Source organism: Polynucleobacter nymphae (assembly GCF_018882155.1).
Taxonomy (GTDB): domain Bacteria; phylum Pseudomonadota; class Gammaproteobacteria; order Burkholderiales; family Burkholderiaceae; genus Polynucleobacter; species Polynucleobacter nymphae.
On the sequence record NZ_JACVPA010000001.1, the window covers coordinates 1,317,824 to 1,340,750 of the forward strand.

24 protein-coding genes are annotated in these 22,927 nt (G+C 46.1%); 15 read left to right on the forward strand and 9 right to left on the reverse strand.

Annotation, left to right across the window (positions count from 1 at the left end):
• The first annotated feature begins 21 nt into the window (after nucleotides 1–21).
• On the forward strand, nucleotides 22–306 hold the full coding sequence (locus ICN29_RS06880; protein WP_169709856.1) for an HU family DNA-binding protein: 285 nt from the start codon (nucleotides 22–24) through the stop codon (nucleotides 304–306).
• A gap of 85 nt (nucleotides 307–391) precedes the next feature.
• Here ICN29_RS06880 and rodA read toward each other — a convergent pair whose 3' ends face one another.
• The 5 genes from rodA to ICN29_RS06905 are packed head-to-tail and all read right to left on the reverse strand — an operon-like array spanning nucleotide 392 to nucleotide 5,965.
• Nucleotides 392–1,543, reverse strand: coding sequence for a rod shape-determining protein RodA (gene rodA, locus ICN29_RS06885; protein WP_216130963.1), 1,152 nt, complete (start codon nucleotides 1,541–1,543; stop codon nucleotides 392–394).
• On the reverse strand, nucleotides 1,525–3,432 hold the full coding sequence (mrdA, locus tag ICN29_RS06890) for a penicillin-binding protein 2 (RefSeq protein WP_216130966.1): 1,908 nt from the start codon (nucleotides 3,430–3,432) through the stop codon (nucleotides 1,525–1,527). The genes rodA and mrdA overlap by 19 nt, the downstream gene beginning before the upstream one ends.
• An 8-nt stretch (nucleotides 3,433–3,440) precedes the next feature.
• Complete coding sequence (gene mreD / locus ICN29_RS06895; protein WP_216130969.1) at nucleotides 3,441–3,965, reverse strand: rod shape-determining protein MreD; 525 nt, start codon at nucleotides 3,963–3,965, stop codon at nucleotides 3,441–3,443.
• Nucleotides 3,962–4,897, reverse strand: a complete 936-nt coding sequence (gene mreC, locus ICN29_RS06900) for a rod shape-determining protein MreC (protein WP_216130972.1) — start codon at nucleotides 4,895–4,897, stop codon at nucleotides 3,962–3,964. Before mreC ends, mreD begins: the two co-directional genes overlap by 4 nt.
• A gap of 24 nt (nucleotides 4,898–4,921) precedes the next feature.
• Nucleotides 4,922–5,965, reverse strand: coding sequence for a rod shape-determining protein (locus tag ICN29_RS06905; RefSeq protein ID WP_216130975.1), 1,044 nt, complete (start codon nucleotides 5,963–5,965; stop codon nucleotides 4,922–4,924).
• Nucleotides 5,966–6,027: 62 nt separating this feature from the next.
• Between ICN29_RS06905 and gatC the strand changes: the two genes are divergently transcribed.
• The 12 genes from gatC (at nucleotide 6,028) to ICN29_RS06965 (ending at nucleotide 17,321) form a co-directional block, all read left to right on the forward strand.
• Nucleotides 6,028–6,321 (forward strand): Asp-tRNA(Asn)/Glu-tRNA(Gln) amidotransferase subunit GatC, encoded by a 294-nt coding sequence (gene gatC / locus ICN29_RS06910; RefSeq protein ID WP_216130978.1) that lies wholly within the window; start codon nucleotides 6,028–6,030, stop codon nucleotides 6,319–6,321.
• Nucleotides 6,318–7,835 (forward strand): Asp-tRNA(Asn)/Glu-tRNA(Gln) amidotransferase subunit GatA, encoded by a 1,518-nt coding sequence (gene gatA / locus ICN29_RS06915; protein ID WP_216130980.1) that lies wholly within the window; start codon nucleotides 6,318–6,320, stop codon nucleotides 7,833–7,835. Before gatC ends, gatA begins: the two co-directional genes overlap by 4 nt.
• Nucleotides 7,835–9,304 (forward strand): Asp-tRNA(Asn)/Glu-tRNA(Gln) amidotransferase subunit GatB, encoded by a 1,470-nt coding sequence (gatB, locus tag ICN29_RS06920; protein ID WP_216132115.1) that lies wholly within the window; start codon nucleotides 7,835–7,837, stop codon nucleotides 9,302–9,304. The genes gatA and gatB overlap by 1 nt, the downstream gene beginning before the upstream one ends.
• A gap of 26 nt (nucleotides 9,305–9,330) precedes the next feature.
• Entirely contained in the window at nucleotides 9,331–10,005 is a 675-nt protein-coding gene (locus tag ICN29_RS06925; RefSeq protein ID WP_216130983.1) for a DUF484 family protein, read from the forward strand.
• The gene (locus ICN29_RS06930; protein ID WP_216130986.1) at nucleotides 9,986–10,987 is read left to right on the forward strand and encodes a tyrosine recombinase XerC; all 1,002 of its coding nucleotides are present in this window, start codon (nucleotides 9,986–9,988) and stop codon (nucleotides 10,985–10,987) included. The genes ICN29_RS06925 and ICN29_RS06930 overlap by 20 nt, the downstream gene beginning before the upstream one ends.
• A 68-nt stretch (nucleotides 10,988–11,055) precedes the next feature.
• Complete coding sequence (locus ICN29_RS06935) at nucleotides 11,056–12,096, forward strand: CobW family GTP-binding protein (protein ID WP_216130989.1); 1,041 nt, start codon at nucleotides 11,056–11,058, stop codon at nucleotides 12,094–12,096.
• A 112-nt stretch (nucleotides 12,097–12,208) separates the two neighbouring features.
• Nucleotides 12,209–12,697, forward strand: coding sequence for an RNA polymerase-binding protein DksA (gene dksA / locus ICN29_RS06940; RefSeq protein ID WP_216130991.1), 489 nt, complete (start codon nucleotides 12,209–12,211; stop codon nucleotides 12,695–12,697).
• Between the two features lie 12 nt (nucleotides 12,698–12,709).
• Nucleotides 12,710–13,612 (forward strand): acetylglutamate kinase, encoded by a 903-nt coding sequence (gene argB, locus ICN29_RS06945; protein WP_216130994.1) that lies wholly within the window; start codon nucleotides 12,710–12,712, stop codon nucleotides 13,610–13,612.
• A gap of 8 nt (nucleotides 13,613–13,620) precedes the next feature.
• Nucleotides 13,621–14,271: a nucleoid occlusion factor SlmA gene (gene slmA / locus ICN29_RS06950; protein ID WP_216130997.1), complete on the forward strand. Its 651-nt coding sequence runs from the start codon at nucleotides 13,621–13,623 to the stop codon at nucleotides 14,269–14,271.
• Nucleotides 14,268–15,407, forward strand: coding sequence for a homoserine O-succinyltransferase MetX (gene metX, locus ICN29_RS06955; RefSeq protein ID WP_216130999.1), 1,140 nt, complete (start codon nucleotides 14,268–14,270; stop codon nucleotides 15,405–15,407). Before slmA ends, metX begins: the two co-directional genes overlap by 4 nt.
• A complete protein-coding gene (gene metW, locus ICN29_RS06960) occupies nucleotides 15,404–15,997 on the forward strand; it encodes a methionine biosynthesis protein MetW (RefSeq protein ID WP_216131002.1) in 594 nt (197 codons plus the stop codon). The genes metX and metW overlap by 4 nt, the downstream gene beginning before the upstream one ends.
• 4 nt (nucleotides 15,998–16,001) lie before the next feature.
• On the forward strand, nucleotides 16,002–17,321 hold the full coding sequence (locus ICN29_RS06965) for an AmpG family muropeptide MFS transporter (protein ID WP_369411643.1): 1,320 nt from the start codon (nucleotides 16,002–16,004) through the stop codon (nucleotides 17,319–17,321).
• A gap of 6 nt (nucleotides 17,322–17,327) precedes the next feature.
• Here the strand turns inward: ICN29_RS06965 and ICN29_RS06970 are convergent, their stop codons facing one another.
• Nucleotides 17,328–18,110 carry an exodeoxyribonuclease III gene (locus ICN29_RS06970; RefSeq protein WP_216131008.1) on the reverse strand — a complete coding sequence of 261 codons (783 nt, stop codon included), beginning with the start codon at nucleotides 18,108–18,110 and terminating at the stop codon, nucleotides 17,328–17,330.
• An 8-nt stretch (nucleotides 18,111–18,118) separates the two neighbouring features.
• On the opposite strand from ICN29_RS06970, the gene pyrE reads away from it, so the two are divergent.
• A complete protein-coding gene (pyrE, locus tag ICN29_RS06975; protein ID WP_216131011.1) occupies nucleotides 18,119–18,787 on the forward strand; it encodes an orotate phosphoribosyltransferase in 669 nt (222 codons plus the stop codon).
• Between the two features lie 11 nt (nucleotides 18,788–18,798).
• Here pyrE and dapF read toward each other — a convergent pair whose 3' ends face one another.
• From dapF to ICN29_RS06990, 3 genes are read right to left on the reverse strand one after another with little or no spacing between them, the layout of a single operon-like run.
• A complete protein-coding gene (gene dapF / locus ICN29_RS06980) occupies nucleotides 18,799–19,653 on the reverse strand; it encodes a diaminopimelate epimerase (RefSeq protein WP_216132118.1) in 855 nt (284 codons plus the stop codon).
• A gap of 53 nt (nucleotides 19,654–19,706) precedes the next feature.
• On the reverse strand, nucleotides 19,707–20,606 hold the full coding sequence (locus tag ICN29_RS06985; protein ID WP_216131014.1) for an LpxL/LpxP family acyltransferase: 900 nt from the start codon (nucleotides 20,604–20,606) through the stop codon (nucleotides 19,707–19,709).
• A gap of 19 nt (nucleotides 20,607–20,625) precedes the next feature.
• Nucleotides 20,626–21,483 (reverse strand): LpxL/LpxP family acyltransferase, encoded by an 858-nt coding sequence (locus ICN29_RS06990; protein WP_216131017.1) that lies wholly within the window; start codon nucleotides 21,481–21,483, stop codon nucleotides 20,626–20,628.
• Nucleotides 21,484–21,687: 204 nt separating this feature from the next.
• Between ICN29_RS06990 and metK the strand changes: the two genes are divergently transcribed.
• A complete protein-coding gene (gene metK, locus ICN29_RS06995) occupies nucleotides 21,688–22,854 on the forward strand; it encodes a methionine adenosyltransferase (protein ID WP_216131020.1) in 1,167 nt (388 codons plus the stop codon).
• Nucleotides 22,855–22,927: the final 73 nt, after the last annotated feature.

Here is a 22,927-nt window from a genome sequence, read left to right on the forward strand (position 1 = left end):
AATATCTATAAGGAGCTTCACTTGAACAAAGCCGAACTAATCGCAGCAATTGCTGACGACGCCGAGATCTCTAAAGCAAAAGCTGAATTTGCATTGAATTCTGCTATCGACACAATCATCAAAGCTGTTACTAAAGGCGACTCAGTACAACTGATCGGTTTCGGGACATTCTCATCTGGCAAGCGTGCTGCACGTATGGGCCGCAATCCAAAAACTGGTGAGCCACTCAAAATCGCCGCCGCTAAAACTGTTAAGTTTTCTGCTGGTAAAGCATTTAAAGATTCAGTTAACAAGCGTAAGAAGTAATTCTTTCTTTGTTGATCAAAAAGCCCGGCATGCCGGGCTTTTTTATTACCTCAAGAATTTGAAGAATTTCAGAATCTGTTATGAATTAACTTTGCACTAGGCGTCGATGACGATGAATGCTCATCAATATCCCCGCACCAAACCCAAGAGTAACCAAAGCTGTACCACCGTAGCTAATAAATGGTAACGGAACACCAACGACTGGCAGTAAGCCGCTCACCATGCCAATGTTCACAAACGCATAAGTAAAGAAAATCAGCGTTACTGCAGCGCCCAGTAAACGCGTAAATAGGTTCGGCGCACTTGCTGAGATTGCTAGGCCTCTTTTAATAAGGGCAAAGAACAAGGCAATCAATATTAGATTACCAAGCAAGCCAAACTCTTCTGAGAAAACTGCAAATACAAAGTCGGTATGTTTTTCTGGAATAAATTCTAAATGTGCCTGCGTACCTTGAAACCAGCCCTTACCAAAAAATCCACCAGAGCCAATAGCAATCATGGATTGAATTGTGTGAAAACCCTTTCCAAGCGGATCACTAGTAGGGTCTAGCAAAGTACAGATGCGATGTTTTTGGTAGTTGTGTATGAATGGCCAGGCAACATCATGCGCGCAAATCGTGCTGCCAAAAATAATAATAAGCAGAATACCAATAACACCAAGACCTACAAAAGGCAGAATCCATTTCCATGGCAAGCCAGCTAAGATGATGACGTAGAGACCAGCTGCAAAAACAAGGAGTGCTGTGCCTAGATCTGGTTGGCGCGCTATTAGGAAAACTGGAATAGCCAAAATAATTGCTGCTACTGCGTAGTCCCAGCCCTTCTGAATGCCTTCGCGCTTCTGAAAGTACCACGCAAGCATAAGGGGCATTGCAATTTTCATGATTTCAGATGGCTGAATAACAAAGCCAATATTGAGCCAGCGACGCGCGCCTTTTTTAATCAATCCAAATACAGCTACCGCAATCAATAGCGCAATACCAATACCGTAAATCCAAACAGCACCCGTCTCTAACCACTTGGGTGGAATGCGAGAAACAATCCACATCACGATAAATGACAGTGCAAGGTTGCGTAACTCATCTATGATTTGAACAGGTGTATTTTGACTTGCAGATAAAAATGTAAAAAAGCCAATGGCCGCTAATCCAAGTAAAATAAGGCCTAGCTCGCGATCTAGTCCAGCGAATATGCCGAAGAATAAACTTTTAATTTTGATTAAGGGGCTCTTTTCCACTCAGGAATCTCCTTAGGCCACTTGCCCTCAATGTAATAGTCCAATGCCTTGCGAGCAATTGGCGCTGCGTATTGCGCACCAAAGCCTGCGTTTTCAACCACCATTGCAATCACGATAGTAGGTTTATCTGCGGGGGCAAATGCAATATATAAAGCATGATCTCTTAAGAATTCTGCAGTAGCGCTATGTTTATATTCTTTCGAATTCAAACTAAAGACTTGGGCAGTACCAGTTTTACCTCCAACTTGATATCCCGTGCCCTTAAATGCTGCAGCAGAAGTGCCAGAGTTATTCACTTCGACCATTGCTTTTTTGATGACCTCAATATTTTCCTGGTTCAGATCGATGCGATAACTTTCTTTTGGGGTTGTTAATACTCGGTTACGAGTAAATGGATCTTCAATGGCTTTTACCAAGTGCGGTTTCATCACAATGCCATTGTTTGCTACGTTTGCCATTGCGTGCGCTAATTGCAAAATGGTGAAAGCGTTATAGCCCTGGCCAATACCCAAAGAGATCGTTTCACCTTCGTACCATTTTTGCTGCTCAGGTTTCTTGAAGGTATTTTTCTTCCACTCAGTTGACGGGAGAACGCCCCTAGTTTCGCCTTCCAAATCAATGCCGGTGATTTGACCAAAGCCAAGAGGCTTCATAAAGTCATGCATCATATTGACACCCATATCACGAGCGAGCGTGTAGTAATAGGTATCACAGGATTCAACAATTGACTTTTGCATATCAACGATTCCGTGACCACCCTTCTTATCATCGCGGAAGGTGTGGTTACCGAAATTAAAATAACCAGGATCAGAAATTGTTTGTGAAGGTGTACGTTTCTTATTCTCCAAAGCAGCAAGCGCCATGAAAGGTTTATAGGTTGACCCTGGCGGATAAATTCCCTTTAGTGGACGGTTATAGAGCGGTTTTTGTGGAGAGTCATTGAGCTCTTTCCATGTTACGGAGTCAATCCCTTCAACGAAATCATTTGGATTGAAGTTAGGCTTAGATACAAAAGCCAAGACATCACCCGTTTCAGGTTCGATAGCTACAAATGCGCCGCGGAAATTTCCATAGAGCTGCTCAACTAAGTACTGCAATTTAATATCAACCGAGAGCACCACATTTTTACCGGGCACGGAAGGTGAGCTAGACAGTGTGCGCACTGGTTTTCCGCCTGCAGTGATTTCTACTTGATCATATCCGGGCACACCACGGAGAACAGTTTCGTAGCTTTGCTCCAAGCCAATCTTGCCAACATATTGAATGCCTGGCAAAAAAGAGGCCTGCAAAGCATCTGGGTCATCAGTTTTAGCACCCTCGATTTCGGCTTGCATGCGCTCCTTATCCCTTTGAGAAACTCGACCGATATAGCCGATCAGGTGAGAGGCTAACTCGTTATACGGATACTCCCGAAAGCTTCTGGCACGGATCTCAACCCCCGGAAAACGGTAGCGATTGGCCATAAAGCGTGCAGTTTCAGCTTCATTGAGCATGGATCGCAGGGGAAATGTGCCCATATTTCGGGAATCTTCCAAGGAGCGTTTGAAATTACGACGATCTTTGGGTGAAATATCAACAATTTCAGAAAGGTTGTTAATGAGTTGGTCAACATTGCCCTTAAGCTCTTCGGCATTGACATCTAAGGTAAGGGCTGAGTAGTTTCTGCCAATCACAATGCCATTGCGATCAATGAGAAGTCCACGATTAGCTGGTGCCGGCACTAAAGCGATACGATTACTTTCAGCTAACAAAGCATACTTACCATGGCTGAAAAGTTGTAACCACACCAAGCGAGTTATTAAAAGTAAAAAACAAAATGTGACAAATAAAGTCGCAATATGAATGCGTTCTTGAAATGAGTCAAGGTTCGGTTTTTTAAATGAAACCATACAACCTCTTACAGTGGCCGATTATGATCAACGTCAATCGGGCGACGTTGAGGTGCTAACAGTATGCGAGTTGCTAATGGCCAAAGCATTGCCTCAATGATGGCTTGAATGGCGCCTGTTAAGGCCCACCAATACAGTTCACCACTGAGCAGCCAATGCACTAAGACTGGAAATAAAGAAACCAGCAAGAAGATGGGCAGTAGATGGAGGGCTTGCGATAGAACCGTGAGCGCCACAATCCGCCTATGCCAAGAGATGGCTACATAGGCTACTAGGGAATAGCTAAAGGCATGGAGGCCCAAAAGATCAGAGTTATGCACATCAATCAATAATCCAAGAATGAAAGCCGAAATCACGCTAACGTAACGATGTTGATGGATATTCCAAAACACAATACACAGAATGAGCCAGTCTGGCACCCATCCATAATTACCAATTGGTAAAAGATTTAATAGCAGCGCACAAAATAAGCTGAAATAAATAAAGACCGGGTTGACCGGGCGCAATATATAGCCGCTTTGGAAGTCAATCATTGCATTCCTCGCGCACGAGTTTGGCGACGGCCTGGAGTATTGCTTAACGGTGTAGTGGCGCTCGATTTGTTATTGATAGTTGGTGCCTTAGCGTCAAACTGCGGATCATATAAAAAAGCTAAGGCTTGGCGATAGCGATTGACTGCAGCGACTGGAACACAAAATACATTAGAAGAGTTTTTATCGGCATTGCGCTCAATTTTGCTAATGACTGCAACCGCAAATCCTGGTGGGTAAATACCATCAATGCCGGAGGTAAGCAAAATATCGCCAACTTCTAAGTCACTGGCGACAGGCAAATAGCGTAATTCCAAAGGATTTCCACGCCCCGCCCCAAAAATAGCGGCACGCAGGCCGTTGCGGGCGACCTGCACTGGAACGGCAAAATCACGATCTTCTAGTAAGGAGACCTCAGCGGAGCGTTCATAGAGGCGGACCACTTGGCCAAGGATGCCGGAGTCGTTGGCGATGGGGTTACCGAGCTTTAAACCATCATTACTGCCACGGTTGATCACAATACGCTGCGAGATTGGGTTGGGCGGGTTAAAGAGAATTTCTACTGGTAAGGTTTTGAAGGCAACTTGTTTTTGCAGTGCCATCAGCTCACGCAAATTTTGATTCTCTACCATCAAGAATTCAGATTGATTTGCTAATAAAGAGAGTTCTGCTTGGCGTACCTTCATTACTTGATTTTCTTGATCAAGCGTTGACCGAGTAGTGAAATACTCTGATGTCGTCTCAAAAATATTGCGGGGGGCCATCATGACATATTCAAGCGGCCGCAAGATCCAATTCACATTATTGCGAATCGGGTCGAGAGCTTTAAAACGGAAATCAATCAGCATCAGAGCGATGCTGATTGACAGACAGACAATCAGTTTGAGTAAGGCCGGAATGCCCTGTCTGAAAAGTGGTGGAGCGCTATGTCGCAATTCCCTGATCGACGTGTATGTCGCTTACTCGTGCGAGAACACTCCGCCTAACTTATCCATGCGCTCAAGAGCAATGCCACAACCACGAGCGACGCAAGTTAAAGGATCTTCTGCTACATGAATCGGCAAACCAGTCTCTTCAAGAAAGAGACGGTCAAGGTCACGTAATAGCGCGCCGCCGCCAGTTAGCATCATGCCGCGCTCGGCAATATCAGAGGCCAACTCAGGTGGAATCTGCTCAAGGGCCGCTTTTACTGCTGTCACGATTTGATTCAGTGGATCTGTTAATGCTTCGAGAATTTCATTGCTGGTAACAGTGAAGCTACGTGGAATACCTTCCGAAAGGTTGCGGCCCTTAACTTCCATTTCGCGCACTTCTGCCCCAGGGAATGCAGAGCCGATTGTTTTCTTGATCATCTCGGCAGTTTGCTCACCAATTAACATTCCGTAGTTACGACGAATGTAATTGGTAATAGCTTCATCAAACTTATCGCCACCAACACGAACAGATCCTTTGTAGACCATGCCACCTAGCGACATCACGCCAACTTCAGTCGTGCCGCCGCCAATATCCACAACCATCGAACCTGCTGCTTCAGAAACTGGTAGGCCAGATCCGATTGCAGCAGCCATTGGCTCTTCAATCAAAAATACTTGTGACGCACCAGCACCTAATGCAGATTCACGAATGGCGCGACGCTCAACTTGAGTAGAGCCACAAGGAACGCAAATGATGATGCGTGGACTAGGCTTCAATAATTTACTTTCATGCACAAGCTTGATGAATTGCTTGAGCATTTGTTCGGTAATGGTGAAGTCGGCAATAACACCATCCTTCATAGGGCGAATTGCTTCAATATTTCCTGGAACACGCCCCAACATCGCTTTTGCCTCTTTCCCGACAGCTAGAATGGTTTTTTTACCATTTGGACCACCTTCTTGGCGAATTGCCACAACCGAGGGCTCATCGAGGACAATACCCCGCTCACGCATATAAATTAAGGTGTTGGCGGTTCCTAGGTCGATGGCTAGGTCATTGGAAAAGTAGCTGCGGAAAAAACCAAACATGATGTAGTGGGAAAATAGAAGTTGTTAATAAAAAATATATAGGAATGATACTCTAGCGCCCCATGAATCTTGATGATGTCCAGCGCATTGCGCACCTCTCTAGGCTTGAGTTAAGTCAGGCAGAAGCCGAGGCAGTTTTGCCTCAATTGCAGGCTATTTTTTCTCTGGTTGAGGAAATGCAGGCTGTCGATACCACTGGCTTGGAGCCGCTTGCTCACCCAATCCTATTTTTGCGTGATTTGGCTCAACCACTGCGCATTGACCAAGTCAGTGAGTCTGATCACCGTTCGGAGAATATGAAGTCTGCCCCCGCGCAGCTAGAGGGGTATTTTTTGGTTCCGAGGGTGATTGAATGAGTTGGCATAACACCCCCATCTCACTTATGGCGAAAGCCTTGACTGCCAAAGAGGTCTCCAGCGCTGAATTAACCCAATACTTTTTAGATCGAATTGAAGCTGGAAAGCAGTGGAATGCCTACTTAGATGTGAATGCTCACTTAAGCTTAGAACAAGCATCTAAAGCAGATAAGTTAATCTCTACTGGTAAGGCTGGCAAGTTGACTGGTATTCCAATTGCCCATAAAGATGTCTTCGTCACTCGGGGCTGGAAGTCGACTGCCGCCTCCAAAATCCTAGCTGGTTACCAGAGCCCCTTTGACGCTACGGTGGTTGCCAATCTCGGAATTCCCGATGAAAACAATCCGCATGGTGCTGGCATGGTTTGTCTTGGCAAGACCAATATGGATGAATTTGCCATGGGGTCTTCTAATGAAAATTCTGCCTATGGGCCAGTATTAAATCCCTGGAATGTGGCCTATGTTGCTGGCGGATCTTCAGGCGGCTCCGCTGCTGCGGTTGCCGCTGGCTTAGCTCCGATTGCAACAGGCACTGATACTGGTGGCTCAATCCGTCAACCTGCTGCATTTTGTGGCTTGACTGGCATTAAGCCAAGTTATGGGCGCGTTTCTCGATATGGAATGATTGCTTATGCCTCTTCATTGGATCAGGCAGGCCCCATGGGTAAATCGGCTGAAGATTGCGCTTTAGTTCTTTCTGCAATGTCATCACATGATCAGCGCGACTCCACTTCACTAGCGGATTCTGGCGAGGACTATGGCCGTTATCTCAATCAGAGTTGGCAAGAAGGCAATACAAACTCTGCTAAACCGCTAGAAGGTTTGCGAATTGGCTTGCCCAAAGAATTTTTTGCTGAAGGATTGGCCGCTGATGTTGCAAAGTCAGTAGGTGAAGCTGCAAAGACTTTAGAAAGCTTAGGCGCAAAATTAGTTGAAGTGAGTTTGCCTAAAACGAAACTATCCATTCCCGTGTATTACGTATTAGCACCTGCAGAAGCCTCTAGTAATTTGAGTCGTTTTGATGGCGTCCGTTACGGTCATCGAGCCACTGAATATAAAGATCTTGGTGATATGTACCAGAAATCTCGCACCGAAGGCTTTGGTGCGGAAGTCAGGCGCCGCATCTTGATTGGTACTTATGTTCTGTGTCACGGTTACTACGATGCTTACTACCTGCAAGCACAAAAAATTCGCCGGATTATTGCGGCAGATTTTCAGGCGGCATTTAAAGAGTGTGATGTGATTCTTGGGCCAGTTGCGCCTGATGTGGCATGGCGCCTGGGGGAGAAGTCAAAAGATCCAGTGCAAATGTATTTAGAAGATATTTATACGCTCTCAACGAATTTAGCTGGACTACCCGCAATGAGCGCCCCCTGCGGATTTAATGCAAATGATTTACCTATCGGCATGCAGCTCATTGGCAATTACTTTTCTGAGGCACGCTTATTACAAGTGGCGCATCAGTATCAGCAAGCCACAGATTGGCATTTGCGACAAGCTAGTGGGGTGGCATGATGCAATGGGAAGTCGTTATTGGTCTAGAGACCCACGCTCAGCTACAAACTCAATCAAAAATATTTAGTGGTGCAAGCACCCGCTTTGGTGCGGAACCCAATACGCAAGCATGCGCAGTGGATTTAGCTCTACCAGGAGTATTACCAGTGCTCAATCGCCAAGCGGTTGAGCATGCTATTCGTTTTGGATTGGCAGTTGGCGCCAAAATTTCGCCTGCAAGTATTTTCGCCCGCAAGAATTATTTTTATCCAGATCTACCTAAGGGCTATCAAATTAGTCAGATGGATCTTCCAGTAGTCATTGGCGGCCATCTTGAGATCTTGGTTGGCGATGAAGTGAAGGTCGTTGAATTAACCCGCGCCCACATGGAAGAAGATGCTGGTAAATCGGTTCACGAAGAGGGTTTTATGGGGCCGCATGGCGAGCCCTCTAGCGGCATTGACTTAAATCGTGCTGGTACCCCGCTTTTAGAGATTGTTACTGAGCCTGTCATGCGCAGTGCCGCAGAGGCAGTGGCATATGCAAAAGCTTTGCATACCCTCGTAGTGTGGTTAGGAGTGTGTGATGGCAATATGCAAGAAGGATCTTTCCGCTGTGATGCGAACGTGTCTGTTCGCCCAATGGGGCAAAAAGAGTTCGGTACCCGTTGCGAGATCAAGAACCTGAATTCATTCCGCTTTCTAGAAGAAGCTATTCAATATGAAGTGCGTCGCCAAATTGAATTAATCGAAGACGGCGGAACAGTTGTTCAAGAGACCCGTTTATACGACCCCGATCAAGGCGAAACTCGCAGTATGCGTAGCAAAGAAGATGCTAACGACTATCGCTATTTCCCAGATCCCGACTTATTGCCAGTTGTAATTGATGATGCGTGGATTGCGCAGGTGCGCAATCAGATGCCGATACTTCCAGCACAACTTCGCCAGCAATGGCAGGCAGACTATGGCTTGAGCGCTTACGATGCACAATTGTTGACGCAAGATCGTGATACTGCAAAAGTCTTTGAGGAGTTATTGGCAATTGTTGGCAAGCCTTTAGCAAAAGCTGCTGCGAATTTAATTGCTGGTGAATTTGCTTCTTCTTTAAACCGCGCTGGCATTGCAATGGCGAATGCGCCACTGAAAGCATCTCATTTAGCTCCCTTGCTGACTCGTGTAGCTGATGGCACTATCTCTCATAAGATCGCTAAGGAAATCTTTGCGATTTTGTGGGAAGAGGCTATTGCTGGTAAGGCGACTAGCACTGTCGACCAAGTGATTGATGCCAAAGGCCTTAAGCAGATTAGCGATAGCGGAGCTATTGAAGCAATCATTGATCAAGTGCTAGCGGCAAACCAGAAGTCGGTGGAAGAGTTCCGCTCTGGCAAAGAAAAGGCGTTTAATGCGCTTGTGGGTCAGATAATGAAAGCCTCTCAAGGCAAGGCCAATCCGGGCCAAGTAAATGAACTCTTACGTAAAAAACTGAGTTAACCCAAAGCAAGCTAAGAAAGAATTAAATGAGCGCAATAGATCCAAAGCTAGCCGAACAAGAGGAGTTGGTTGCCGAGTGGCTGCGTGCAACCCCAGGCTTTTTTGATCGCTATGCCGACCTCTTTAATGAGATTCGCCTCAAGCATCCGCATGAGGATCGTGCCATCTCATTGCAGGAGCGTCAGATGACGGTGTTGCGTACTCAAAATCAAGAGCTCAATCGTCGTTTAAGTGAGATGCTACATTTTGGGAGTCGTAACGATAAAACCCAACAAAGCTTAGTTGCTTGGTTGTTACGTTTAATGAAGGCAAATAATCAAGCTGACATTGAAGGTGCAATTACTTCTGGATTGGCTGAGGTATTCGAGGTTGAGTCTGCGCAGTTGCTAGCCCCAAATTCTGCATTTGGCCCTTGGGTAGATACACCACTATGTGGCTCGACTAAAGAGTTGGCTGCGGCAAGCATCAATCTATTGGCAAGCCAAACTACGCTGAGCCCAGACTGGCAAAGTATGGTGGCTATTGGTTTGCCGCTGGGTAAGAGTATTGGCGCTACCCAATCCCCCGCAGTTTTATTACTAGCAAGCAAAGATGAAACCCGCTTTACCGCAGATATGGGCGCCTTCTATTTACGTCAGATCGCGGAACTCACTGCAGCAGCTTTGGATCGCATCCAGGCTTATGAAATTACCAGCGACTGATCTTCATCCTCTCGTACAAGAGTATTTGCACGAGTTACATGTATTGCGTCAACTCTCGCCGCATACACTCAAAGCGTATGGCATGGATCTTGGGGAGCTGCAAAATTTTGCTCTTGAAGACTCTATTGATTTATTAAAAGTTAGCAATGGTCATGTGCGCCGTTGGGCCGGTCGTTTGCATTCCAAGGGAAAGTCTTCGAGAAGTATTGCTAGGGCACTTTCAGCTTGGCGTGGCTGGTATCACTGGCTCACTGAGAAAGATGCGAGGCGGGATGCGCGCGCTGGCAAACTGACTAGCAACCTAGTAGCCAACCCAGTCGATGATGTCAAGGCCCCTAAGCGCTTGAAGTCTTTGCCTAAAGCCCTATCAGTTGAGCAAGCACTTTCCTTAGTTAATCAAGCCATCCAAGAGGCGCAAGAGAAAAAAGACTTGGAATCGATTCGGGATGCAGCAATTATTGATTTGCTTTACTCCTCAGGCTTACGTCTTTCTGAGTTATTGGGTATCGATGTGATGCAGAGTAAAGACCGCCAAAATGAATCTGCGGGATGGCTAGATTGGGATGCTGCTGAAGTTACTGTTTTAGGCAAGGGCGGTAAAAGGCGCTCAGTACCGGTTGGAGCTCCAGCCATGCAGTCGCTCAACATATGGCGGCAGATTCGGGATGCCAGTAGTTATGCTGAGCAATCAAATGCACTTTTTTTATCAGCAACTGGCAAACGTTTATCACCACGTACGGTTCAGGCGCGCCTACGCACTTTAGCGATGCGTGCAGGACTCCCTACCCATGTACACCCGCACATGATGCGCCACAGCTTTGCTAGCCATGTTCTGCAATCCTCCCAAGATTTACGGGCTGTTCAAGAAATGCTGGGGCATGCCAGCATTGCTAGTACGCAGATTTATACGTCTTTAGATTTTCAACACCTTGCTCAGGCATACGATAAAGCACATCCACGTGCCAAGGCTGGTAAAGGCTGAGGAACTCAGTAAGATAGTGGGTTTCCCGCTTGGGGATGCATTACTTCTAGATTTTGATTGGATTATTCATGGCACTAATTCCGGTAACTATTTTGACCGGCTTCTTAGGAAGCGGTAAAACAACTTTGCTCAAACATATTTTGACCGAGCAACATGGCAAAAAAATTGCTGTGATTGAGAATGAGTTTGGCGAAGAGAATATCGATAACGATATCTTGGTTCAAGACAACCAAGAAAATATTGTGCAGATGAGTAACGGCTGTATTTGCTGCACCATTCGCGGCGATCTCGTTGATGCTTTAAATGAGCTTTGGGAGCAACGCAAGGATAAGAAGATTAGTTTTGATCGGGTTGTGATTGAAACGACTGGCGTGGCTAATCCTGGCCCAGTGGCTCAAACTTTTTTTATGGACGATGACGTTGCCGACCATTACGTCTTAGATGCTGTTGTAACCTTGGTAGATGCCAAGCATGGACCACACCAGTTAACTGAGCACGAAGAGGCGCAGCGCCAAGTGGGCTTTGCAGACCAGATCTTCATTACCAAAACCGATCTAGTTACACCTGCTGAAGTTGAGGCTCTGCGTAATCGCTTGATGCACATGAACCCAAGAGCACCGATTACTGGGATCTCTAAAGGAGTTGTGCCTCTTGATGCAGTGTTAGATCTCAAGGGATTCAATCTCAATGCCAAGCTCGACATTGATCCGCATTTTTTAGAGCAAGAGGATCATGATCACAGTCACGATCATGACCACAACACTTGTGGACATGACCATAGCCATGAGCACCATCATGGTCACGCAGGGCATACAGACCGCATTCAGTCCTTTGTTTTTCGTAGTGATAAACCCTTTGATCATAAAAAGTTAGAAGACTTCCTAGGGGGCATTTTGGAGGTTTTTGGTGAAAAGATGCTGCGCTATAAAGGCGTGCTCTATGTGAAGGGCAGCAACCGAAAAGTAGTGTTTCAGGGGGTTCATCAAATGATGGGCAGTGATTTGGCCGGCCCATGGGGTGCTGAACCCAAGCAAACCCGGATGGTCTTTATAGGTATTGATTTGCCTAAGGACACCCTACTGGCTGGGCTCGAGGGATGTTTGGTATAGGAAGTTTCGGGTACAATCCGCCGCCACGGTCAATATTAAAAAATATTGATTAAAGCACTGTAAAAGTTTGGCAGAATGAGGCAATAATGCTTCAAATCTAGGAAAGAATGAGATGACGGTAAAAACAGCAACAAAACCAGCAACTGCTGCAAAAGCTACTAGTAAGGCTGCGAGCGCCAAGACTGTAAAAGGTGCGCCCCTAACTGAAGCAGAATTGCTCAAGATGTCCGAAAAGGACTATATGAATGCTGCGCAGTTAGATTTTTTCCGTCAAAAATTACAAACTCTTAAAGAAGACATCTTGAAGAATGCTTCAGAGACTACTGAACATCTTCGTGAAAATATTTTGGTGCCAGATCCAGCCGATCGCGCAACGATCGAAGAAGAGCATGCTTTGGAATTGCGCACGCGCGATCGTGAGCGTAAGTTGCTTAAAAAAGTTGAGCAGGCTTTGGCTCGCATCGAGTCTGGTGACTATGGTTGGTGTGAAGAAACTGGTGAGCCAATCGGCTTGAACCGTTTAATTGCTAGGCCTACAGCCAATTTATCGCTTGAAGCTCAAGAGCGTCGTGAACTACGTCAAAAATTATTTGGCGAATAAATTTTATTTGCGATGACTAAGCATTTACCTACCCTTAGCGATATCTCACCTTTGTTAAAGGCGCAGATTTTGGCTGAAGCTTTGCCGTATATCCGCGCATATCACGGTAAAACCATTGTGATTAAGTATGGTGGAAACGCCATGATTGAAGAGCGCCTCAAAGAAAGTTTTGCGCGTGATGTGATTTTGCTGAAATTAGTTGGCATGAATCCAGTTGTTGTTCATGGCGGCGGTCCGCAAATTGATGAGGCCTTAAAAAAGGTGGGTAAGACCGGAAGCTTTATTCAGGGTATGCGGGTTACCGATGAAGAAACCATGGAAGTGGTGGAGTGGGTTCTCGGCGGCGAAGTACAACAAGATATCGTAATGTTGATCAATCAATTTGGTGGTCAGGCGGTCGGCTTGACTGGTAAAGATGGTGGCTTAATTCATGCTAGAAAAATGCTGGTGCCTAGCGATAAAGAGCCTGGCAAAAAAATTGATTTAGGTTTTGTGGGCGAGATTGAGGCCATTAATCCTGCGGTTGTAAAAGCCTTGCAAGATGATGCCTTTATTCCTGTGATCTCTCCGATTGGCTTTAGCGAAGAGGGTCAGGCCTATAACATCAATGCCGACTTGGTAGCCGGCAAGATGGCTGAAATTTTGCATGCAGAGAAATTGGTCATGATGACCAATACTCCTGGGGTAATGGACAAAGATGGCAAGCTCCTTACTGACCTCACTGCAAAAGAGATTGATGCTTTATTTGCCGATGGCACGATCTCTGGAGGCATGTTGCCTAAGATTTCTTCGGCCTTGGATGCTGCGAAAAGCGGAGTAAATTCAGTCCATATTATTGATGGCCGTATTGAGCACTCCTTGCTACTAGAAATTTTGACCGAGCAAGCATTCGGTACGATGATTCGCTCGAGGTAAGCTAATACATGCGCCAATCTATAGAGCCGACAAATACCGAGGACAGCAGCGCTGATGCTGGTAAGGCGCGCAAGCGTCCGCGTCCTGGTGAGCGTCGCCTGCAGATCTTGCAAGTACTTGCAGAGATGTTGCAAAACCCTAAGGGCGAGCGTGTAACAACAGCAGCATTAGCAGCAAAAATTCAAGTATCAGAAGCTGCGCTTTATCGTCATTTTGCTAGTAAGGCCCAGATGTTCGAAGGCCTGATTTCCTTTATCGAGCAAACCGTTTTTGGTTTGATTAATCAGATTAATCAAAAAGAAGAATCTGGTCTTGCCCAGGCACGTGGAATATTGCAAATGCTTTTGTTTTTTGCTGAGAAGAATCCTGGCATGACCAGAGTTCTTTTAGGCGACGCATTACTGCAGGAGGATGACCGTTTACAAGAGCGTATTTCTCAGGTTTTGGATCGCGTTGAAGCATCCTTAAAGCAAGCGCTACGCATTGCTCAAACCCAAGGCGGAGCCTGGGCTGGGGTAGGTCAAGAAGAAGTGAGTATTCGTGCTGCGATGTTGATGAGTTTCGTTTTGGGGCGTTGGCATCGATTTGCCCGCAGTGGCTTTAAGAAATTACCAACTGAAGCTTCTGATATTAGTTTGCGTATCCTCCTCTCAGAATGAGCGAGCTACATCTCTCTAGAAATACTATCCACTTTGCCGAGCCCTTGCCTTTGCAAAGTGGCGCCATCTTATCTGGCTATGATTTAGTCATTGAGACTTACGGCAAGCTTAATGCAGATAAAAGTAATGCAGTATTAGTTTGCCATGCGCTTAATGCATCACATCACGTAGCCGGCCCCAGTCCTGACGATCCAAAAGATATTGGCTGGTGGGACAACATGATTGGTCCAGGTAAGCCAGTAGATACCAATCAATTTTTTGTTATTGGCGTGAATAATTTGGGCTCTTGTTTTGGTTCTACTGGGCCTATGAGCATCCATCCAGCAACCGGCAAGCCCTATGGCGCTGACTTTCCTGTGGTCACGGTTGAAGATTGGGTAAATACTCAAGCGCGCCTTGCAGATAAATTAGGTATTCGGAAGTTTGCTGCAGTCATGGGCGGCAGCCTAGGGGGTATGCAGGCAATGGCTTGGGCGATTCAGTTTCCAAAGCGCTTGGATCACTGCGTAGTGGTTGCATCGACACCAAAACTGAGCGCGCAAAATATTGCGTTTAATGAAGTGGCGCGCAATGCCATTTTATCGGACCCTGATTTTTATGGGGGGAATTATTACGAGCATGGCGTGGTTCCAAAACGTGGCTTACGTTTAGCCCGAATGGTTGGCCATATCACCTATTTATCTGACGATGATATGGCTGAAAAATTTGGGCGCGAGTTACAGCGTCCTAATGGAGAATCGAATGACTATCGCTTTAGCTTTGATGTGGAATTTGAGGTAGAGAGTTACCTGCGCCACCAAGGCGATAAGTTTTCAACTTACTTTGATGCCAACACTTATCTTCTGATCACTCGTGCCTTGGATTACTTTGATCCATCACGTCGCTATGATGGTAGCTTGAACCGCGCCTTAGCAGAAGTACAAGCCAAATTTCTGGTAGTAAGCTTTTCAACGGACTGGCGCTTTCCGCCCAATCGAAGTCGTGAGATTGTGCAGTCTTTGTTGAGCAATAAGAGCGAAGTCAGTTATGCAGAGATTGATGCTCCTCACGGGCATGACGCATTCTTATTGGATGATGAGCGTTATCACAATTTAGTCAGAGCTTATTTTGCGCAAATGCTGGAGGCTCAAGTATGAGTACCCTGAATATGCGCGCAGACTTCGAGGCAATCGCCAAATGGATTGCTCCTAATAGCCAGGTGCTAGATTTAGGTTGTGGTGACGGTAGTTTCTTGGAGTTTTTGCAAAAACAAAAACCTGTACACGCCTATGGGGTAGAGATTGATGATGCAGGCGTTCTGTCTTGTGTACACAAGGGTCTCAATGTTATCCAACAAGACTTAGAGGGTGGCTTAGCACTTTTTGGAGACGATAGCTTTGATACTGTAGTGCTATCCCAAACATTGCAAACCATTCATCAGACTGAAAAGATTTTGCGGGAAGTGGTGCGCGTGGGCAAAGAGTCGATTGTGTCCTTTCCGAACTTTGGCCACTGGTCGCATCGTTTGGCGGTAGGGCTGGGTCGCATGCCAGTATCAAAGAGCTTGCCGTACCAGTGGTACAACACGCCCAATGTCCGCGTACTTACTGTGGACGACTTTGAGAAGTTGGCTTCTAGTCTTGGGCTCAAAGTAATTGATCAATGCATCTTGCATGATGGTCAGCAAGTGACCCTGATGCCTAATTTCTTTGGTAGTTTGGCGCTCTTCCGCGTCCGTAGCGCATAGAGCCGTGCTGAAAGCGACTCAGTCGTGGCTTGCTGATTTTCGGGTTTACCTCGAATGGCCATGCCTGAGGATGCTCTTCCTCGGCTTTTCTGCTGGCCTTCCGCTGCTACTCATCTTGGGAACATTAAGTTTTTGGTTACGTGAAGCCGGCATTGATCGCAGCACTATTGGCTACTTAACTTGGGTTGGACTGATTTATGCATTCAAGTGGATGTGGGCTCCCTTAGTCGATCGTTTACAAATCCCCCTGTTAACAAAATTATTTGGTCGTCGTCGCAGCTGGCTGCTATTTGCACAAGCACTCATTATTTTGGGCCTTATTGGGATGTCTACTCTTGATCCTAAACTTGCGCTGGACTCAGTAGTTTGGTGCGCGCTGCTAGTTGCGTTTGGCTCGGCCACACAAGACATTGCATTAGATGCATTTCGGATTGAATCTGCTAATAGCGATCATCAGGCTGCCTTGGCTGCGACTTATCAAACAGGCTATCGTCTTGCCTTGATCTGGTCTGGTGCAGGTGTTCTCTGGTTAGCTGCTCGGGCGGAGACGGGCAGTGGTTATGATGCAAGCGCTTGGCAGTTTGCTTATTTATGTATGGCCGCATCTATTAGCGTGGGTGTGATTACGACTTTATTAAGTAAAGAGCCAGTGAAAATTGACTTGCCAAAAGCGCGTAATGTTAAAGCGTGGCTGCATCAAACTTTGATTGAGCCTTTTGCTGAGTTTCTGACACGCTATCGCTGGCATGCAGTATTAATTTTGTCCTTGATCGCTATTTATCGCATTAGTGATGTGGTGATGGGCATTATGGCCAATCCTTTTTATGTGGACATGGGTTACACCAAAGATGAAGTTGCAGCAGTGAGCAAGGTATTCGGTGTGGTGATGACTTTGGTCGGCGCTTTTGTTGGGGGTATTCTCACACTGCGATTTGGCGTTTTACGTATTTTGTTCTTGGGCGCAGTGTTATCGGCAGTTAGCAACCTCTTGTTTGCTTGGTTGGCAACCCAAGGCCATGATTTACATGGCTTGATTTGGGTAATCTCTGCTGATAATTTAAGTTCAGGTATTGCCAGCGCTGCATTTATCGCCTTCTTATCCGCGCTAACAAATATTCGTTATTCGGCAACTCAGTACGCTCTATTTAGTTCGATGATGTTGTTGTTGCCAAAATGGTTGGCAGGCTTTTCTGGAGTATTTGTTGATCACTTTGGTTACCAGACCTTCTTCTATGGCACGGCGATTATTGGCGCACCAGTCTTATTCTTAATTTGGGCAACCATTCATTTCCAGATCGTTCAGATCAAGAAGGACGGAGAGTAACTCTTCTTAAAGCTTCCAGTCATAGTCCACGATGAGTGGCGCATGATCCGAGAAGCGCTCATCTTTGAAGACCGAAGTTTTTTTGGCAGAAGCAGCAATGCCTGGTGTGCTGATGTGATAGTCAATACGCCAACCAACGTTCTTAGCATAGGCTTGTCCACGGTTGCTCCACCAGGTGTAACAAGATTCACCGGCTTTAGGTTCTAACTTGCGGTAAACGTCTACGTAGCCAAGCTTATCAAATAAGTTAGTGAGCCATACGCGCTCTTCTGGCAAGAAACCAGAGTTTTTCAGATTGCCTTTCCAGTTCTTGAGATCGATTTCATGATGGGCAATATTGACATCTCCACAGAGGACGATTTCACGGCCTGATTTTTTCAACTTAATCAGGTGGGGTAAGAAGCTATCAAGATAACGATATTTAGCTTCTTGGCGCTCAGGTGAACTTGAGCCTGAGGGCATGTAAACCGAAATGATTGAAAGCCCTTTGAAGCGTGCTTCAACATAGCGCCCCTCAGCATCAAATTCTTCATTGCCATAGCCGTATAAGACTTCATCTGGCTGGTGGGGGGTGTAGATACCGCAGCCGCTATATCCTTTTTTCTGCGCATGGTGAAAAAAGCCATACATACCATCGGGGTTCAGGATAGAGTCTTCCAGGTCATCGCGTTGCGCCTTGAGCTCTTGCATGCAGATAAAGTCAGCTTTTTGCTTGATAGCCCATGGCAGAAAGCCTTTTTTGACTGCAGAACGGATACCGTTGAGGTTCGCGGAAATGATGCGTAACATGTAGGCCTATGAGCTCAAATAATTCAAATCAAGATAACTTCATTCGTTTTGCCTTGGAGGCAAAGGTTTTGTCCTTCGGGGAGTTTAAAACTAAAGCGGGAAGACTCTCACCTTATTTCTTTAATGCAGGCGGATTTAACGATGGCGCACGCTTGAGTGCTCTAGGCCGTTACTATGCAAAAGCCTTGCAAGAATCCAAGATTTCCTTTGACATGCTTTATGGCCCTGCCTATAAGGGTATTACTTTAGCCGCTGCAACTGCTATTGCTCTGGCTGATAACGGCTTAAATGTTCCCTTTGCCTATAACCGCAAAGAAGCTAAAGATCATGGAGAGGGCGGGACATTGGTTGGCGCACCCGTCAAAGGTAAAGTAGTCATTATTGATGATGTGATTTCTGCTGGTACTTCAGTTCGAGAGTCAGTGGATCTTATTCGAAGTGCTGGAGCAGAGCCAGCCGCGGTATTGATTGCCTTGGATCGCATGGAGCGTTCTGGTAATGCCATTGAAATTGGAGAGAAGTCTGCAGTACAAGCTGTTGAGCAAGAGTTTGGCTTGCCAGTGATTGCCATTGCGAACTTGGCTGACTTGATGACCTTCTTAACGACATCTAGCAATACTGAGCTCACCAATTATTTGCCTGCAGTAAAGGCGTACCGCGATCAATACGGCATCTAAGAAAATTTGATTTAGATTTCCGTTTCGCCTTCAAACGCAGTTGCTGCCGGCCCAGTCATGATGACTGGCTGAGCAACATTATTGACGATACCACCCCAGGCTATCTGGAGATCGCCGCCACGAGTATGAACTTTTACCGGGGAATTCAGCAAGCCTCGACGAATGCCAGAGACCACGGCTGCGCACGCGCCAGTCCCACATGCCAAAGTTTCTCCTGCACCGCGTTCGTATACACGCAATTTAATTTCACCGCGATTAAGCACTTGCATATAGCCAGCATTCACTCTGTTTGGAAATGCTGAGTACTTTTCAATTTCAGGGCCTTCTTCAAGAACAGGTGCGCTCTCAATATCTGCAACGACTTGAACGGCATGTGGATTACCCATTGAAAGCACAGCAACAAAACTATCATGCGAGGCGGGATGATCTAGAGGAAGTGCATAAAGCATCTCTTGAAACTCTTGTATGCTTGCTAATCCGCTTGCATTAAATGGAATTTGGCTATGCTCAAAAATAGGTGCGCCCATATCGACTTCTACTTGACCATCCGGATGAGACTTGAGAGTCAGAATAGTGTGAGCAACTTCAACCCGCAGTGGATTTTTGTTAGACAGGCCTTGATCTAACACAAAGCGTACAAAGCAGCGAGAGCCATTGCCGCATTGCTCTACTTCGCCACCATCAGCATTGAAAATTCGATAACGAAAATCAGCATCCGGACGAGTCGCTTTTTCAACGATGAGAATTTGATCAGCCCCAATGCCAAATTGACGATGGGCCAAGGCTTGCCATTGCTCACGTGTAATGGCACTCAGATCTTGATCAATGCCATTGAGCACAATGAAATCATTGCCAGCACCATGCATTTTGGTGAAGCGCAATTTGCGTAGTGGTGGATTAGTACTCAAAATATCTCTGCTTAATCATAAAGACTGGCTTGCCCAGGGGGTCTGTGTTTAAAACGCTTATGTAACCAATAGTACTCTGCCGGCCTTTCACGAACAAGTTCTTCAATATATTGATTCAAGCGGGCGGTATCTTTTTCGACATCATCACTTGGAAAGTTTGGCAAGGGCTTGCTGATATGGCAGGTGTAGCCTTTGCGGTCTTCGTTTAATGTGGTGGTCATCAAGCAGACCTCTGCACCACTAAGCCTTGCTAGTCGGGAGACGGAGGTGATGGTATTGGTTTGAATGCCAAAGAAAGGAACGAAGACAGAGTCACGGGGGCCTAAATCAATATCGGGGGCGATAAAAATAAAGTTGCCGGTTTGAATTTCACGAATGAGATCTCGCAAACGACTTTGTCTCTCGATAGATTTGCCACCAAAGCGATTTCTCCACTCAATCATCTTTTGATTGAAAAATGGGTTCTTCATATTTTGATATAGGCCTGCACCGCGGGGCCAGTCATGTTGACTGGCTAAAACAGATAAGGCCATAAAGCCGCCCTCGAGACCGACGAAATGTGGATTAATCAGTAAGCGTGGCTTGCGATCGCCTAAAGTAATGGCTGAGTCAATCGCAACGATATCGGTGATTTGTTTCCCACTACCAAGCCAAATACGACTTCTTTCTAAAACGCTACGACCAAATAATTGCCAATGCTCCAGTGCTAGCGTATCAATTTGTTGTTCACTTAGATTGGGAAAACATAAACGCAGATTCGTTTTGATTACATGCGTACGACTATTGGGTATGTGGGCTGCAAGCCAGCCAAGACCATAGCCTACATAGACAGTGATGGTATAGGGGAGGAAGGCAAAGAGGCGCAAGAGATTGAGCGCCAGGAAATTGAAGAGGTTGTGTAACCAGGTCATTTCAAAAGTTTATAACTAATTACTTGGGGGGTAAATCTGCACCAGTTGGATGTTTGTAGCGGTTGTAAGACCAAATAAATTGTTCAGGGGCAATTAAGACCGCAGCCTCGATTGCACTATTTAATTCTGCTGCTGCAATAGCAGGATCATCTGAAAACGGTTTCAAACGTTTAGCATTTACTATCCAACCAGAGCCTAAGCCCTTACGCTTTGCTGTAAACATTACCGCAGGGGTGTTGTGTCGATTAGCAAGTCGAACTGGAAGCGTAGTAGTGTAGGCTGGACGACCAAAAAAATTACACCAAACACCATCGCCGCCACTGGGGACTTGATCCGGAAGAATGGCGATAGCTTCACCTTTTGCAAGCGCTCGCGTCATATGGCGAACGCCATGAAGATTGGTTGGCACAAAGTGCATATTTGGATAAGCGCGCCCCTCTTCTACCACTTCATTCAACCATTCTTGTCGGGATGGGCGATACATGATGGTTGCGGGGAAATGTTGTGCCAGAAAGCGAGGAATGATTTCAAATCCCCCAAGGTGCGGACATAGAATAATCATGCCCTTGCCTTCAGACATTGCAGCTTGAATGACATCCCAGTCCGGCACCTCTGCCTTTACGAGTGCCTTTTGAGGGTTGCGCCATATCCACAGGCTATCTGCAAATAGCATTCCAGACGCCCTAATGGCTTCCCAGAGCTTGAATCGGAGTTTGTGAGTACTAACTACTGCCTCATATTGTGGGCGAAAAAGAGAGCGATATTGCTTTGAGCCTATATAGGCCAAGATGCCCAAAGAAGCCCCAATGATTTGTACTAAGGCAAGGGGAAGCGCAGCAACAGCATTGAGGCTAAGTTTGAGGATTAATTTTCGCACCCCTCAATGATATTCAATACAGCCATTAGGGCCAAATTTAAGTCTACCTCGCTGGGTTCAGCCCTTTTCAGATAGAATTGAACCATCGCCGAGTTAAGACAACTTGCAGGGCGATTCATAAATTCTGCTAAAGCGTCGCCGTTGTGGTTCCTGGCACGTCGAGTTGTCCCAAAGAACGTGTTAATTTTTTTAAAGGAATATGCAATGGCAAATGATTACTTCTTTACCTCAGAGTCCGTCTCTGAAGGTCACCCCGATAAAGTAGCAGACCAAATTTCTGATGCTATCTTGGATGCTATTTTGGCCCAAGATCCCACGGCACGTGTTGCTGCAGAAACTTTATGTAACACCGGCTTAGTAGTACTAGCTGGTGAGATCACCACAAACGCAAACGTTGACTACATTCAAGTTGCCCGCAATACTTTGCGCGAAATTGGTTATGACAACACTGCTTACGGCATTGACTACAAAGGTTGTGCAGTACTCGTTGCTTATGACAAGCAAAGTCCAGATATTGCACAAGGCGTTGATAAGGCTCACGATGATGGCTTAGATCAAGGCGCTGGCGACCAAGGTCTGATGTTTGGTTATGCTTGTGATGAGACTTCTGAACTCATGCCTTTGCCAATTCACCTGTCACATCGCTTGGTAGAGCGTCAATCGCAATTGCGCCGTGATGGCCGTTTGACATGGTTGCGTCCCGATGCAAAGTCACAAGTGACCTTGCGTTACGTGGATGGCAAGCCTGATTCGATTGACACAGTGGTGTTATCGACTCAGCATGATGAAGATATTTCTCTGGAAAAATTGCGTGAAGCAGTGATCGAAGAAATTATTAAACCAGTTTTGCCTAAGCATTTAGTGAAGGGGGCAATTAACTTCCTGGTAAATCCAACTGGCCGTTTCGTTATTGGCGGTCCACAGGGCGATTGTGGTTTAACTGGCCGCAAAATTATTGTTGATACCTACGGTGGTGCAGCGCCTCATGGTGGCGGTGCTTTCTCAGGGAAAGACCCATCCAAGGTTGATCGCTCTGCTGCCTACGCAGGTCGCTACGTTGCTAAGAACGTCGTTGCTGCTGGCTTAGCAAGCAAGTGTTTGATACAAATCTCTTACGCTATTGGAGTTGCAAAACCAACTTCAGTGATGGTGAGCACGTTTGGTACAGGCAAGGTTTCTGATGAGAAGATCTCGCAATTGGTATCTGAGCACTTTGACTTGCGTCCAAAAGGGATTGTGAAGATGCTTAATTTATTGCGCCCAATTTATCGTAAGACAGCTGCTTATGGCCACTTTGGTCGTGAGGAGCCAGAATTTACTTGGGAGCAGACAGATAAGGCTGCGACATTACGTGCCGCAGCTGGCTTATAAGCATCTAAAGGTATTAAAAAGCAGTTTAAAGATGTATTGAGGCGAAATATGGCGAAATTGATTACAATTTCGC

Excerpts from the sequence above, each read along its gene's own strand:
- mrdA (WP_216130966.1), bottom strand. The coding sequence starts at position 3,432 with ATGGTTTCATTTAAAAAACCGAACCTTGACTCATTTCAAGAACGCATT.
- mreD (WP_216130969.1), bottom strand. The coding sequence starts at position 3,965 with ATGATTGACTTCCAAAGCGGCTATATATTGCGCCCGGTCAACCCGGTC.
- ICN29_RS06905 (WP_216130975.1), bottom strand. The coding sequence starts at position 5,965 with ATGTTTGGTTTTTTCCGCAGCTACTTTTCCAATGACCTAGCCATCGAC.
- gatC (WP_216130978.1), top strand. The coding sequence starts at position 6,028 with ATGAATCTTGATGATGTCCAGCGCATTGCGCACCTCTCTAGGCTTGAG.
- gatA (WP_216130980.1), top strand. The coding sequence starts at position 6,318 with ATGAGTTGGCATAACACCCCCATCTCACTTATGGCGAAAGCCTTGACT.
- gatB (WP_216132115.1), top strand. The coding sequence starts at position 7,835 with ATGCAATGGGAAGTCGTTATTGGTCTAGAGACCCACGCTCAGCTACAA.
- ICN29_RS06925 (WP_216130983.1), top strand. The coding sequence starts at position 9,331 with ATGAGCGCAATAGATCCAAAGCTAGCCGAACAAGAGGAGTTGGTTGCC.
- ICN29_RS06930 (WP_216130986.1), top strand. The coding sequence starts at position 9,986 with ATGAAATTACCAGCGACTGATCTTCATCCTCTCGTACAAGAGTATTTG.
- ICN29_RS06935 (WP_216130989.1), top strand. The coding sequence starts at position 11,056 with ATGGCACTAATTCCGGTAACTATTTTGACCGGCTTCTTAGGAAGCGGT.
- dksA (WP_216130991.1), top strand. The coding sequence starts at position 12,209 with ATGACGGTAAAAACAGCAACAAAACCAGCAACTGCTGCAAAAGCTACT.
- argB (WP_216130994.1), top strand. The coding sequence starts at position 12,710 with ATGACTAAGCATTTACCTACCCTTAGCGATATCTCACCTTTGTTAAAG.
- slmA (WP_216130997.1), top strand. The coding sequence starts at position 13,621 with ATGCGCCAATCTATAGAGCCGACAAATACCGAGGACAGCAGCGCTGAT.
- metX (WP_216130999.1), top strand. The coding sequence starts at position 14,268 with ATGAGCGAGCTACATCTCTCTAGAAATACTATCCACTTTGCCGAGCCC.
- metW (WP_216131002.1), top strand. The coding sequence starts at position 15,404 with ATGAGTACCCTGAATATGCGCGCAGACTTCGAGGCAATCGCCAAATGG.
- ICN29_RS06970 (WP_216131008.1), bottom strand. The coding sequence starts at position 18,110 with ATGTTACGCATCATTTCCGCGAACCTCAACGGTATCCGTTCTGCAGTC.
- pyrE (WP_216131011.1), top strand. The coding sequence starts at position 18,119 with ATGAGCTCAAATAATTCAAATCAAGATAACTTCATTCGTTTTGCCTTG.
- dapF (WP_216132118.1), bottom strand. The coding sequence starts at position 19,653 with ATGCATGGTGCTGGCAATGATTTCATTGTGCTCAATGGCATTGATCAA.
- ICN29_RS06985 (WP_216131014.1), bottom strand. The coding sequence starts at position 20,606 with ATGACCTGGTTACACAACCTCTTCAATTTCCTGGCGCTCAATCTCTTG.
- metK (WP_216131020.1), top strand. The coding sequence starts at position 21,688 with ATGGCAAATGATTACTTCTTTACCTCAGAGTCCGTCTCTGAAGGTCAC.